The organism is Delftia sp. Cs1-4 (assembly GCF_000214395.1).
In the GTDB taxonomy this organism is placed as follows: Bacteria; Pseudomonadota; Gammaproteobacteria; order Burkholderiales; family Burkholderiaceae_C; genus Comamonas; species Comamonas acidovorans.
Genome location: NC_015563.1, coordinates 3,311,938 through 3,325,077 on the forward strand (window position 1 = coordinate 3,311,938; position 13,140 = coordinate 3,325,077).

General features: G+C 56.9%; 14 protein-coding genes and 1 pseudogene. 2 read left to right on the forward strand and 13 right to left on the reverse strand.

All coding sequences use genetic code 11. The annotated features are described in order from the left end of the window. Window positions 1-193: 193 nt before the first annotated feature. Window positions 194-934 carry a molybdate ABC transporter substrate-binding protein gene (gene modA, locus DELCS14_RS14630; RefSeq protein WP_013802333.1) on the forward strand — a complete coding sequence of 247 codons (741 nt, stop codon included), beginning with the start codon at window positions 194-196 and terminating at the stop codon, window positions 932-934. Between the two features lie 35 nt (window positions 935-969). Continuing rightward, complete coding sequence (locus DELCS14_RS14635) at window positions 970-1,635, forward strand: ABC transporter permease subunit (RefSeq protein ID WP_013802334.1); 666 nt, start codon at window positions 970-972, stop codon at window positions 1,633-1,635. 30 nt (window positions 1,636-1,665) lie between these two features. On the opposite strand, the gene DELCS14_RS14640 is transcribed toward DELCS14_RS14635, so the two are convergent. The 13 genes and pseudogenes from DELCS14_RS14640 to DELCS14_RS14665 form a co-directional block, all read right to left on the reverse strand. Beyond that, window positions 1,666-2,379, reverse strand: coding sequence for a hypothetical protein (locus DELCS14_RS14640; RefSeq protein WP_013802335.1), 714 nt, complete (start codon window positions 2,377-2,379; stop codon window positions 1,666-1,668). A gap of 117 nt (window positions 2,380-2,496) precedes the next feature. Continuing rightward, a complete protein-coding gene (locus DELCS14_RS14645) occupies window positions 2,497-3,366 on the reverse strand; it encodes a hypothetical protein (RefSeq protein WP_013802336.1) in 870 nt (289 codons plus the stop codon). Window positions 3,367-3,379: 13 nt separating this feature from the next. Next, complete coding sequence (locus tag DELCS14_RS14650) at window positions 3,380-3,799, reverse strand: hypothetical protein (protein ID WP_157158272.1); 420 nt, start codon at window positions 3,797-3,799, stop codon at window positions 3,380-3,382. Window positions 3,800-3,859: 60 nt separating this feature from the next. Further along, window positions 3,860-4,438 (reverse strand): hypothetical protein, encoded by a 579-nt coding sequence (locus DELCS14_RS30575; protein WP_157158273.1) that lies wholly within the window; start codon window positions 4,436-4,438, stop codon window positions 3,860-3,862. A gap of 261 nt (window positions 4,439-4,699) precedes the next feature. Beyond that, window positions 4,700-4,903, reverse strand: a pseudogene (locus DELCS14_RS31460) (hypothetical protein); the annotation flags it as partial. Window positions 4,904-5,012: 109 nt separating this feature from the next. After that, entirely contained in the window at window positions 5,013-5,516 is a 504-nt protein-coding gene (locus DELCS14_RS30585) for a hypothetical protein (RefSeq protein ID WP_013802339.1), read from the reverse strand. Beyond that, on the reverse strand, window positions 5,516-6,094 hold the full coding sequence (locus DELCS14_RS31215) for an RHS repeat-associated core domain-containing protein (RefSeq protein WP_083829087.1): 579 nt from the start codon (window positions 6,092-6,094) through the stop codon (window positions 5,516-5,518). Before DELCS14_RS31215 ends, DELCS14_RS30585 begins: the two co-directional genes overlap by 1 nt. 36 nt (window positions 6,095-6,130) lie before the next feature. Next, a complete protein-coding gene (locus DELCS14_RS30305) occupies window positions 6,131-7,522 on the reverse strand; it encodes an RHS domain-containing protein (RefSeq protein WP_343299541.1) in 1,392 nt (463 codons plus the stop codon). Between the two features lie 78 nt (window positions 7,523-7,600). Further along, window positions 7,601-7,930: a hypothetical protein gene (locus tag DELCS14_RS30310; protein WP_085929070.1), complete on the reverse strand. Its 330-nt coding sequence runs from the start codon at window positions 7,928-7,930 to the stop codon at window positions 7,601-7,603. Between the two features lie 10 nt (window positions 7,931-7,940). Continuing rightward, window positions 7,941-8,444 carry an RHS repeat-associated core domain-containing protein gene (locus DELCS14_RS31220; RefSeq protein ID WP_267234578.1) on the reverse strand — a complete coding sequence of 168 codons (504 nt, stop codon included), beginning with the start codon at window positions 8,442-8,444 and terminating at the stop codon, window positions 7,941-7,943. A gap of 46 nt (window positions 8,445-8,490) precedes the next feature. Then, complete coding sequence (locus DELCS14_RS31225) at window positions 8,491-8,766, reverse strand: RHS domain-containing protein (RefSeq protein ID WP_083829089.1); 276 nt, start codon at window positions 8,764-8,766, stop codon at window positions 8,491-8,493. A 533-nt stretch (window positions 8,767-9,299) separates the two neighbouring features. Then, the gene (locus DELCS14_RS30595; RefSeq protein ID WP_157158274.1) at window positions 9,300-9,992 is read right to left on the reverse strand and encodes a hypothetical protein; all 693 of its coding nucleotides are present in this window, start codon (window positions 9,990-9,992) and stop codon (window positions 9,300-9,302) included. Next, window positions 9,973-13,062, reverse strand: a complete 3,090-nt coding sequence (locus tag DELCS14_RS14665; RefSeq protein ID WP_049801402.1) for an RHS repeat-associated core domain-containing protein — start codon at window positions 13,060-13,062, stop codon at window positions 9,973-9,975. Before DELCS14_RS14665 ends, DELCS14_RS30595 begins: the two co-directional genes overlap by 20 nt. Window positions 13,063-13,140 lie beyond the last annotated feature (78 nt).

Below are 13,140 nucleotides of genomic sequence, written 5' to 3' on the forward strand. Positions count from 1 at the left end.
CGCTGCGGCCAGACACCTTGGCCCGAGACGCAGGCAGCCATGCCTGCCGGCCTCCATGCCTCATGCATGGAGGCTTTTTTATGGGCGCTGCAGTAGGAACACATGGGTGGGTGCGGGATTCGTCGTATACGATTGAATATTTCGTAAAGAGAGGGGCGTGGGCTTCAACGCCGCGTTCTAGAGGAGGAAATCCATGTTCAAACGCATACGGTCCCGCGGCCTGGCGCCGCTCCTGGCGCTGTTGTTGGCTGGCTCGGCCAGCCTGGCCCATGCCGATGAAGGCCTGCTGCTGGCCGCTGGCGCCGGCTACCGCAAGCCCGTGCTGGAACTGCTGCAGGCCTTCAGCCAGGCCACGGGCATTCGTGCCGAGGCCAGCTTTGGCAACATGAAGCAGATCGAGACCCAGGCCCGCCAGAACCCCGAGATCGCCGTGCTGATCGGCGACCGCGCCTTTGTCGAGCCCATGCAACTGGCCGAGCGCTACATCACGCTGGGCCAGGGCCAGCTGGTGCTGGTGGCCTCGCGCGGCCAGCGCCTGGAAAGCGTGCAGGACCTGGCCAGGCCCGAATTCAAGCGCATTGCCATCGCCGACCGCAGCAAGGCCGTATACGGCAACGCGGCGCGCATCTGCCTGGAGCGCCTGGGCCTGGCGCAGACGCTGGGCGAACGCCTGGTCGAAGTGGCCACGGTGCCCCAGGTCAGCGCCTATGTGGCCACCGGCGAGGTGGACGCAGGCTTTGTCAACAAGACCGAGGCCCTGGCCCTGAAAGACCGCGTGGGCGCCAGCGTGCCGGTGGCGGCCAGCTGCCATCCGCCCATCGAACTGAGCCTGGCCGTGCTCAAGGGCCGCGCCTCATCGCCGCAACTGCAGGCGCTGCTGGACTTCATCGCCACGCCGCAGGCTCGCCAGGTGCTGGAGCGGCACGGCCTTTGATGGGCCACCCATTGCCTGCTGGCAGCTGACAGTCCATGACCGACTCCGTTTGCGCCCAGGCGCCGCTGGCCCTGACCGCGCATGTCATTGCCTGGAGCCTGATGCTGCAATTGCTGGTAGGTGCAGGCATGGGCTGGCTGCTGGCGCGGCGCCGGTTTGCGGGGCGCCAGCTGGTCGATGCTCTGGTCAGCCTGCCGCTGGTGTTTCCGCCCATCGTGCTGGGCTATGGCCTGCTGGTGCTGCTGGGCCGGCAAGGGCTGCTCACCCAACTGCTGCCCGATGTGCTGCGGCCCGACATCGTGTTTTCACAAACGGGCCTGGTCATTGCGGCCTTCATTGCCGGGTTGCCGCTCATGGTCAAGCCCACGCAGGCCGCCTTTGCAGGCACTTCGCCACGCCTGCTGGAGGCGGCGGCCATGCTGGGGCACCGCCCCTGGTCGGTGTTCTGGCGCATCGAGCTGCCGCTGGCCCGGCGCGGCATTGCGGCCGGCCTGATCCTGTCGGGGGGCCGTGCGTTGGGCGAGGTCGGCCTGTCGCTCATGCTGGGCGGCAACATCATCGGCCGGACAGAAACCCTGTCACTGGCCATCTACAACAACGTGCTGGATGGCAATCTGGCCTGCGCCAATCAGCTCTCTCTGATGCTGGGCGTGCTGGCCATGGCGGCCTTCATGGTGCTCAGGCGGTTTGGCGCGCTGTGAGCAGCGGGCAGGGCGCAAGCTGGAAAGGACTCAGGGCAGGAACGGCGAAGACAGCAGCCGCAAGCCGATGGAAAACCACCGCTCCTGCGTGCTGCTGCCTGCGCGATTGCCGTAGGTGGCATCGATCTGCACATGTCCAGGCACCAGCCAGTAGCGCAGGCCCATCTGGTAGAACGGCTTGCCCTGGTTCTGGCCGAATGTCTCGGCAATCAGCCAGGTGCTCTGGCTCAATTGGGCCTCGGTGGCCAGGCCCCAGGTCATGAGGTTGCGATGCGTCTGCGCCGTGCGCAGCCAGCCCACGTTGGTGTGGAAGAACAGCCGGTCACCGCGCAGCGAGAACGTGACGGGCACATAGGCGTACAGATCTCCCCGGCCCTGGCCCTCGTCATTCGGATGCCGGGCATTGCCCACGGCCAGGCCCCAGCCCCAGCCATTGGGCTGCAGTTCCTTGAACAGGGTCTTGCCCTGGATCACCACGTCCGTGGTCCGGCTGCTGCCGTCCTCGCGCGTGCGTGCCGCGCCCAGCGTCAGCTCCAGATTGCCCGTGAAATTGCAGGCCGGCTGCGCCCAGAATTCCGTGCTGTCCTTTTTGGACTTGGCCCAGCTTTCCAGCTGGCAGGACTTGGCATCGACGATGCGGGCATCGTCCGTGATCATGGGCCGGGCTGCATGGGCCGGGCTGGTGCCGAGACAGGCTGCCAGGCCCAGGGCTGCTGCCGTCCAAAGGGAGTGGGGATTGCGCATGGCCCGCCATCCTAAAGCCGAAAAATGACGCCATCAGAACATTGCTGTGCCAGGAGCGCCACAACAACGGCTGTGCACGGATTTACCCCATATGGCCCCATATGACCCTATATGCCCTTATATGGCTGGCACATCGAGGCACAGACGCAGACCCGCCATCTGCCCGGGCATGTTGGCCAGCGGCAGCTGAAGCTCCGTCAGCAGCATGGCCTGCTGCATGGGATGCTGAAACGGATAGAACGCCGCCGCACCGCCACGGATGCGCCACTCGTGCGGACTGGCCAGCAGCCGGGTGAACGTGGCCACCGCCAACGCCGCCATTCCCCAGGGATTGGCGGCCGCGCGGTTGAGCTGCCCATCGCCAAACTGCGTCAGGCACACATCACCGGACAGATCGCGCTGGGGAACCGCGTCCCCGCACACATACAGCCGCTCCGCGCCCGCCTTCGCAACGTACTCCCACTCATGGTCCCAAGGCAGGCGATAGCCTGTGGCGGCCAAAAAGCGTTGCGCTTCCTCTTGCGTGACATAGGCGGGAAACGGCCCGTCCTCGCTGTAGAAATCAGGCCGCTCCAGCCCATCGCACAGCTCCACATGCTCTTCAATCACCCACTCGAACGTGGGAAAGCGGCCCATCAGAAATGCGGGCACATGCACGGGACCCTCCTGCGCTGCATGGACCACCGGCGCAATCAAGGACCAGTCCTCCGCAGGAATCGAATCGCGCAACGTCGCCAGCCGCTGCGCCGTTGCCCCGTAGGTGAAATCGCCGCCCAGGACCAGGGTCAGCGTTGACTCATGCTGCGCGTCGTAAAAGCAGGGAACCTCCCATGCCGCGCCCTCAGCAGGCTCTGTAGAGAAGAATGGTTTGGCGAACTCGAAGCCGCGCGGCAGCCCCTCCAGAATGGCTTGGCAAATCTCTTCGCGGCGGGAGGGCAGGGTGGATTGCCAGGATTGGGGGCTGGCGAGTTCAGGGATGGTGCGCATGGTCGGGACAAAATCACATGACTTCAAACAGATGAAATTTGATGCTGTGCGGATTTTTGCCGAAATCTCCAGGCAGTTCGCCACGCATGGTCAGATCGCACCTCTTGTCTTGCCTGAAAACATCCATCTCGTAGCCCCAGCCTCCGTAATTCAATCGATAGACCCTGATTGAGGAATTTTCATCGTCGGCACAAATTTCATCTTCTTCCAGAACGATATGGCTACCTATTGGAGGAGGTGCAAGCGAGGTGAAATCGTCTTTGCCGAGATAATTTTCCAATGCTTCAAAAGCCTCATCCATTTGCAGTGGGCTGATACCGAAGTGGGCTTCAAGGGTTTTCAGATCTTGGTGAAAGAATGCGGTCGCCAGCAAGCGGATGTATTTCTCTGCGGTCTCCAGATTTAGTGGATGAAAATTTTGGGTTGTATTCATATGAATGGGCAGCTGCCATGTCTGGATCTTAAATAAAGATTGTAGAACCATTGGTGGACATTATTTCAATATATGGCCCGTGGCTACTAATATTTGTTTTATTTTTCTAAGCTTCCTGTTACTCCTTCTCGCCAGTACTGCAGATATTTCAGCGAAGTCATTTTCAACAGCCTTGGTGGAGATTTTTCTGTTTTTCATATCATCGATTATTGCGGCATTGGTTTCAAATGTAAGAGCTAGAGGGTTTTCCTTGTGATATGAAAATCTACAAACGCATAGATCATTAATGATGAGTGCGCCATCGGAGTTTTTGCTGTCAAGGAACAATCTCATGTTGGCTGGCTTATTAATCATCTTAAGGATGGTGGATAACCTGAATCCATGGAAATCAAGGCCGCTGCCCCATATTTTCCCTTTGAGCGTGTATATCTTGAAATTGATTCCCTGGTTTCTATTAACTATGGAATAATATTTATCGAATAATTCATGGTCATGCGGATCTCCCTCTCTGGAAAATCCCGTGGATGCCAGGTCTTCTATGCTTTCTGGCACCATTGCTGATGTTTCAACATTCAGACATATTTCTCCAAATAAATATTTGTTTAAAATAATGCTTATATTTGGGTAATCGATTGTCATAATGGAGGGGTTATGTATCCAACTGTAGTCAGCTCGAGCGGCGCGCCGATCTGGTCGCACTGGTACCAGTAGGTGCTGTGCTCTTCGCCCGCTCCCTGAATGGTGGCCAGTGGCACAACGCTCCCCGGCTCGTAAATATAGAGCGCCTGTCTTGTACCTCGCTGGCTGTGCACCATGAGGTCGCCATCCCACAGGTAGAGGGTGCTGCCGAAGGCATCGCTTGGAGACGCGCCGACCTAGGGGGTCGTAGGCGTAGCGGGTGGCCCGGGTGACTCCGTGGCGCGTGGTGTTTGATTCGATGAGCTGGTGGTCTGCGTTCCAGGTCAGGTCCAGTACTTCCTGGGTGCCGGCCTTCTGGTTGCCCCGGGTGCGCTTTGTGACGTTGCCGTGCACGTCGTATTCAAAGTGCAGGTCTTGGTAGAAGCGCAGGCGGTTGTCGCCGACGGCGCCCAGGGTAGTGCCCACGGGTTGGCCGTCCAGAGCTGTTGAGGTGTCCAGCAGGCTGCCTACGATCTGCCCTCGACGGGCAGGCCGGCAAAGTATGAGTACAAGAGCAGGTCAGAGGTGCAATATCTCAGTATCGACCAGTGTCGTCTTTCTCTCTTTCTCCAACTAGATATTCTAAAAATCTTTCTAAGTTAAAGAACATTTTATAGTCTGCACCGAAGTATCTCCAAACTTGCGGTTCAATATTTCCTTCAACCCACACCAAATAAGCCTCCTCTGGCTCGTAAGGATTCAGAGCAAAAAGTGTGCAGTGGCTAGCTGAGATACTTTCTGGAGGAGTTTCCGACCAATTTTCTTTTCTTAAACTTATCCACTCTTTTGCTATATCATTATTGTATATGTCAGATATTTCTTTAAGACTTAACCAGTCTTGATCAAGGTTGGCATTTTTCCAGCCACTTGCATATTCGAACCTTAATTTCAGCATTGGAGACAGTTTTCTAAAGCTGTAATCAAGCATCATGATTTCGTGTATATCATCCTCTTTTTCGCTAATCTCCTGATCGCCATGCTCAGGATCATTGGCATTTCTCAAGAATAACTTTTCCATTAGAGAAGTTGTGTTGTGCATTAGCAGCCTCCTAAATTGTCAACAAGCTTCACGCTATCGCATGTATAACCTCCAGGTATTTTGGATACAATGCCTCCTACATATGAATTTGTCTCTTTCATTTGAGCCATCCAATCAAGAGGAATGGCCGGGCCACCTGCTGCTGCATCTGGAACATGTCCAGCAACCGTATTTCCAGGACATTGACAGCGCATCCGTTTTTTCCAATTTCTAGAATCTCTTTCCTCTTGTTCTGTCAGTATCCTACGTGTCATAGATCCACCGTTTGCATTAATCTGCTTGTTCCAGCGATCTGTGAACTCTTGTAGTTCTTTGGCTGCCGGAGAATTGGCTGGAAATTTATTATTTATGCATAGGGTTTTACCGGCGGTCTTGAATGCTACTGGCTCTAGGCCTAGAGGATCTGCAAAAACTACGGGGTTCGTTCCATAACGATAAAAATTAACACCGCCCGCTAGCTTAATAGGATCTTGCGAAACATATACTCCAACCACAGGATCGTAATACCGAAACCGGTTGTAATGCAGCCCCGTCTCTTCATCAAACTGCTGCCCCTGGAACCGGAAGGGTTGCTCAATGGGTGGTGGTGGAGGCGGTGCAACGGGCTTGGAGCCCTAGGCCCGCGCACTGACAGGCCGATCATCGGTGCCGGTCCGCAACACGCTGCGCATGACCGCCTCACCCCAGACCTTGTAGTCCGCCGCCCAGGCTACCTGGCCTTGTTCGTCGGTCAACTCCAGCGGGTTGCCGATCTGGTCGCATTGGTACCAGTAGGTGCTGTATTCCTCGTCCGCTCCCTGGATGGTGGCCAGCGGTACAAAGCTGCCTGGCTCGTAGATATAGAGCGCCTGTCTTCCTCCACGCTGGCTGTGCACCATGAGGTCACCATCCCACAGGTAGTGGGTGCTGCCGAAGGCATCGCTCTTGGAGACGCGCCGGCCCAGGGGGTCGTAGGCGTAGCGGGTGGCCTGGGTGACTCCGTGGCGCGTGGTGTTCGATTCGATGAGCTGGTGGTCTGCGTTCCAGGTCAGGTCCAGTACTTCCTGGGTACCGGCTTTCTGGTTGCCCCGGGTGCGCTTTGTGACGTTGCCGTGCACGTCGTATTCAAAGTGCAGGTCTTGGTAGAAGCGCAGGCGGTTGTCGCCCACTACGCCAAGAGTGGTGTCCACGGGCTGGCCGTCTTTGCCTGGCATGGAGTCCAGCAGGTTGCCGGCGGGGTCGAAGGCAAACAGTTCGCGGGCCAGCGGGCTGCCTTGTGCGGGCAGGCTGGCGAGGATGCGGCCCGTGGGGTCGTAGCGGAAGTCCTGGCGGCCGCGCAGGGAGTCGGCACGGGCGATGAGCTGGCCTGCGGCGTCGTAGGCGTAGCCACGCTCCAGCGTGGCGTTGGAGTTGCCGGGCCGGATCACGTGGCCGCTGCCTTGGAGCGCTGCGCGGTGGCGCAGCAGGCGCCCGGCCGGATCCCAGTCGTAGCGGCTGGACAGGGCGCCCTGGCTGCGGCGCACTTCGCGGTGCAGGGCGTCGCGTTCCATGTCGGCGATGACCTGGTGCGCCGCCGGAGGCTGGTCAGGGCCTTGCGCCGCAGAGGTGTTGATCTGGTGCAGGTGGCCCGAGCCATAGAACAGCCAGTGCAGGGTGCGGCCATCAGGCATGCGGGTGTGGGTGCGGTTGCCCAGTTCGTCGTAGCCGTGCGAAAGGCTGCGCTGCAGTTTCTGGCGGGCCTGGCCTGTGGCATTGCCGAGAGCCTGCAGGGTCTGGGTCTCGCTGAGCAACTGGCCCACGGGGTCATAGGCAAAGGCCAGGTGGGAGGCGGCGTTGCCGGCCTGGGTCAGGCGGCCCAGGGCGTCGTAGCGGTAGGTGGTTTCTTCCACGGGGCCGGTGTGGCCCAGGGCGCGCTTGGCCAGCAGACGGCCCAGGGCGTCGCGCTCGAAGCAGGTGACCTTGCCGGGCCCGGCGTCGCTGCCGCCTGCCTCGATGACGTGGGTGAGCTCACCGGCGGCGTTGTAGATGTAGCGCTGCCAGCGGCCGTCGAGATCTGTAGATTTCTACAAGTGTCTTAGGTGGCTTTACTTTTTGAAAGACCTGTTTTATGTAAGATCGTCAATGCCATTGATAATTTCGGTAACTAGTTCAGTGCTAATAGTCAATGCTATATCCCAAGATTCACAATCTTCCCCGATCAAAAGATAAAGATCTCTGTCATCTCCTTTTTTCCAATGAACTGGGCTGTTAGCGGATTCTCCTAATTTTATATATTCAGTAGAATCTAGATTTAATTTCTTTAACTCTTCAGCTTGAGAGGATGGGATATAAACATTAATTTCAATAAATTGATTTGTTATTTTTATTAGAAATGCGGCATCTCCATTTCCATTGAATGCGTGATCAATGGAAATTTCAAAATTATTTTCATTCATTTAATTTTCCTTAATGAATATCGTCAACATCAATTCCAGAGCTATTTAGTTGCCCGGCACAATTATGTTCAGATGGTCCACAAGGATCACGCTTAGACGTTCCGACAGACTTCAAACCAGTGACACATTTCATCAAATTCTCTTCTGCATGCAATCCTTTTGATGTTGGAACACGCCAGATACCAAGTTTATCAGTCATCTCTCTTTGTACGGCATCAAATCCATTGCTACTCCCTGCGAGAAGGTTGCCAGATTCATCTTGGCCAACTGCAATCGTTCTTTGGTTGATAGCTGGCTTATGCTTGTCTGCTTCTCGAGTTTTTTGCGCTAGTTTTTGAAGTGTTCCTTTTGATTTTCCTGTGACAGGATTAATTTCGCAATCGCAAGGGCATCCAGATTTTCCATTAGAAAGCCCCAAAGGATCAATCCAGTCAGCAGGGTTGGATGCATATTGGAAGAGATTGGATTCACCTAATAGTCCAATCGGATCCTGACTAACAAACCGCCCAACCACCGGATCGTAGTACCGAAACCGGTTGTAGTGCAGCCCCGTCTCCTAATCAAACTGCTGCCCCTGAAACCGGAAGGGCTGTTCGATGGGGGTGGCGGAGGTGATGCTGCGCGCTTTGAACCCCACGCCCGCGCGCTGACCGGCCGATCATCGGTGCCGTTTCGCAACACGCTGCGCAGACAGCCTCACCCCAGACCTTGTAGTCCGCAGCCCAGGCTACCTGGCCTTGCTCGTCGGTCGGCTCCAGCGGCGCGCCGATCTGGTCGCACTGGTACCAGTAGGTGCTCTGTTCCTCGCCTGCGCCCTGAATGGTGGCCAGCGGCACAAAGCTGCCTAGCTCCTAGATATAGAGCGCCTGTCTTGCACCCCGCTGGCTGTGCGCCATGAGGTCGCCATCCCACAGGTAGTGGGTGCAGCCGAAGGCATCGCTCTTTGCGACGCGTCGGTCCAGGGGGGCGTAGCGGGAGTCTTGGCGGCCGCGGAGGGTGTCGGCTCGGGCGGAGTTCTGGTGATTTAAAAAATAGTTTTATATTATTCTCTCATTTTTGAATAATTATATTTTGGAGTGTGCTATGAATTATTAGAAGTTGCATTTTTTAGAAAATGCATTCGCGTATAATTTTGCAAAATTAGAATTTTTCTTTTCTAAGAAAAATAAATATCTTGCCCAAAGATTTATCACCTACTACAAATCTTATTGTGGGCGTGATAGCTCATAGGCTATCGCTAAAAATACATTTCATTCTATGAATTTCTATAAATAAGATATTTATTGGTAAAATAAAGTTTAGAAATACTTAATCAGATCTAATGATCTTCAAAATATCTCATTATATATTAATGATGCGTCATTGTAAATTAATTTTTATTCCAAACAATTGCAAATCCACCTTCTTTTGCCAGAGTGGTTATATTGGTTAGTTCATTGTTTTTGTAGTTAAATTGATATTCCACCTCATTATCCCATCCAGACGCATAGGCCAATTCTCTGATGGGGATACCATCTTTCAATTCTATTGAATTTATTGAGTAATTTTTTCCTCTGCCGACTGTTATATTTAATATCGTGTCATCGTCTTTTTTTGAAATATGACCATATCCATTTAAACGAGGAAGATTTTTTCCAGGGGGATTTATTGAAAAATCAATGTGATATACGTTACTTAGTTCGGAAAATAGATTTTCATCATATATACTTATAGAGACGAAGTTACACTGATTCTCTCGCGGCGATCTGATGATTTTCAATTGACCATTGCTGAATCCGCTTGCAAAATATCCTTTCTCACTTGCCTCTTCAGGTGATTCATATTTTTTGTTCAAAGATCTTGGCGTCCTGAATCCATCCATTTCACTGCGATATGGAATGGGGTTGTATAAATCACCCTTTGAGTATTTCCACTCATTGACTATTGGTAGGTTTTTAATTTCTGCATTTTTTAGAATTCTGGCGGCTGTGTCTTGGTAATTATTTAGCAAAATCTCTAGCCGTTGCTTAATTTCTGGATTATCTATCAACATATTTATTCCTTCATGAGCAGCAGCAAGCAAAAGTTGCCTTCCAACTTCCGCTCTCTAATCGTCTTCCAATATCCTCTAGGGCCGCTTCAACGTTGCCACCACGCTTCTCCACGCCTTTCAATATTTGGTATATAAGTTTATCATTCATATCACTATGTACATGAGATCCGGCGTGATAAGTGCCGGCTCCAATGCTTGCAATCTGGCCTGGATGATTTGCCATTGCAATTTGAGATGGTCTCGTTCCCCATAATCTTGCGCCATTAGCCGCATCGTCAATTCCAATGTTGTTCCTGGCTAATATTGCGCGCGAGTTCTTTACATGTTCATTTTTATTGCATTTTTCTTGAACAATATGATGTGGACTTTGGTCAGGTAGAGCAGGACGCCCGGCTTTTCTAAGGCTTCTCCCAAGTTTTACAGAACTTAGGCCAAGAATGTCTGCCCATATCGTAGGGGTGGAAGCATATATATATAAATTGATTCCTCCTATTAATCCAATCGGATCCTGACTAACAAACCGCCCAACCACCGGATCGTAATACCGAAACCGGTTGTAATGCAGCCCCGTCTCTTCATCAAACTGCTGCCCCTGAAATCGGAAGGGTTGCTCAATGGGCGGTGGTGGAGGCGGTGCAACGGGCTTGGAGCCCCAAGCCCGCGCGCTGATCGGCCGATCATCGGTCCCGGTCCGCAACACGGTGCGCATGACCGCCTCACCCCAGACCTTGTAGTCCGCCGCCCAGGCTACCTGGCCTTGTTCGTCGGTCAGCTCCAGCGGCGCGCCGATCTGGTCGCATTGGTACCAGTAGGTGCTGTGTTCCTCGCCCGCTCCCTGGATGGTGGCCAGCGGCACAAAGCTTCCCGGCTCGTAGATGTAAAGCGCCTGCCTTGCGCCCCGTTGGCTGTGCACCATGAGGTCACCATCCCACAGGTAGTGGGTGCTGCCGAAGGCATCGCTTTTGGCGACACGCCGGCCCAGGGGGTCGTAGGCGTAGCGGGTGGCCTGGGTGACTCCGTGGCACGTGGTGTTCGATTCGATGAGCTGGTGGTCTGCGTTCCAGGTCAGGTCCAGTACTTCCTGGGTACCGGCTTTCTGGTTGCCTCGGGTGCGCCTTTTGACGTTGCCGTGCACGTCGTATTCAAAGTGCAGGTCCTGATAGAAGCGCAGGCGGTTGTCGCCGACGACGCCCAGGGTGGCGTCCACGAGCTGGCCGTCTTTGCCGGGTAGGGAGTCCAGCAGGTTGCCGGCGGGGTCGAAGGCAAACAGTTCGCGGGCCAGCGGGCTGCCTTGTGCGGGCAGGCTGGCGAGGATGCGGCCCGTGGGGTCGTAGCGGAAGTCCTGGCGGCCGCGCAGGGAGTCGGCACGGGCGATGAGCTGGCCTGCGGCGTCGTAGGCGTAGCCACGCTCCAGCGTGGCGTTGGAGTTGCCGGGCCGGATCACGTGGCCGCTGCCTTGGAGCGCTGCGCGGTGGCGCAGCAGGCGCCCGGCCGGATCCCAGTCGTAGCGGCTGGACAGGGCGCCCTGGCTGCGGCGCACTTCGCGGTGCAGGGCGTCGCGTTCCATGTCGGCGATGACCTGGTGCGCCGCCGGAGGCTGGTCAGGGCCTTGCGCCGCAGAGGTGTTGATCTGGTGCAGGTGGCCCGAGCCATAGAACAGCCAGTGCAGGGTGCGGCCATCAGGCATGCGGGTGTGGGTGCGGTTGCCCAGTTCGTCGTAGCAGTGCGAAAGGCTGCGCTGCAGTTTCTGGCGGGCCTGGCCTGTGGCATTGCCGAGAGCCTGCAGGGTCTGGGTCTCGCTGAGCAATTGGCCCACGGGGTCATAGGCAAAGGCCAGGTGGGAGGCGGCGTTGCCGGCCTGGGTCAGGCGGCCCAGGGCGTCGTAGCGGTAGGTGGTTTCTTCCACGGGGCCGGTGTGGCCCAGGGCGCGCTTGGCCAGCAGACGGCCCAGGGCATCGCGCTCGAAGCAGGTGACCTTGCCGGGCCCGGCGTCGCTGCCACCGGCCTCGATGACGTGGGTCAGTTCACCGGCGGCGTTGTAGATGTAGCGCTGCCAGCGGCCGTCGAAGCCGACTTCGTCGGTGAGCTGGTCACGCAGGTCGTAGCGGAAGTGGGTGCGGGCGTGGTTCTCGTTGTCCAGGGCGATGAGACGGCCGGCTTGGTCGTAGTGGTAGGTGAGGCTGCGGCCTGCGGCGTCAATCCGGGTGAGCGGGCGGCCCATGCCGTCGTAGGTGTAGCGGGTGCTCTGGCCCATGGGGTCGGTGTAGGCCAGCAGGTGGCCTTCGCCGTTCCAGGCGTAGAGGTGGGTGGGGGTGGCGGGCTGGCTGCCTGGGGCTGCGGGGCTGGACGGCTCGATGGCGCGTATCAGCTGGCCCGCATCGTTGTATTCGTAGCGGGTCTGCTGGCCCAGCGCATCGGTGCGCAGCACGGGCTGGCCCAGGGCGTCGTAGGCGAAGCGCGTGGTCTGGCCCGAGCAGTCGGTGTAGGCCACAAGGCGGTCGGCCTCATCCCAGGCCAAGTGCTTGGAGCCTCCCTTGGCGTCAATGACTTCCACGGTGCGGCCCCGGGCGTCATGGCGGTAGCGCGTGGTGCGGCCCAGCGGGTCGGTGGCCTGCACAAGGTGGCCGCGGCCGTCGTATTCCTGATGCCATTCATGGCCCAGGGCGTCGCGCAGCGTGGTGACTAGGTCCAGCGGGTTGTATTCCAGCGTGGTGGCATGGCCCATGGCGTCGATGATCTGGACCAGGTTGCCGCGTGCATCGCGGCGCAGGATGGTGCGGCGGCCCAGGGGGTCTATGCGGCCTGTGGAGGCGCCGGTGGCATCGGTGGGGGTCTGCTCGATGATCTGTTCGGGCGTGCCTTCCGCGATGACGGTGGCAACGATGTTGAAGCGCGCATCCCAGTGGTAGGCGGTGGTGCGGCCCAGGCCGTCCGTGTGGCGCGTGACACGCTCATGGGGCAGGTAGGTGAAGCGGTCGTCGTCCTCGCCGGGCACCGGCGTGTCGGCGCACCAGGAGCGCAGCACGCGGCCTTGGGGTCCTTCGATGTCGTACTGGGCGAAGTAGCGATGCCCGCTGGATTTGCGGTAGCCCACCAGCACGCCGGAGCGCCAGGCGTATTGGCGGTAGGGCTGGCTGCCGTGGTGCGTGGAGATGAGCTGGCCCTGGGCGTCGTAGGC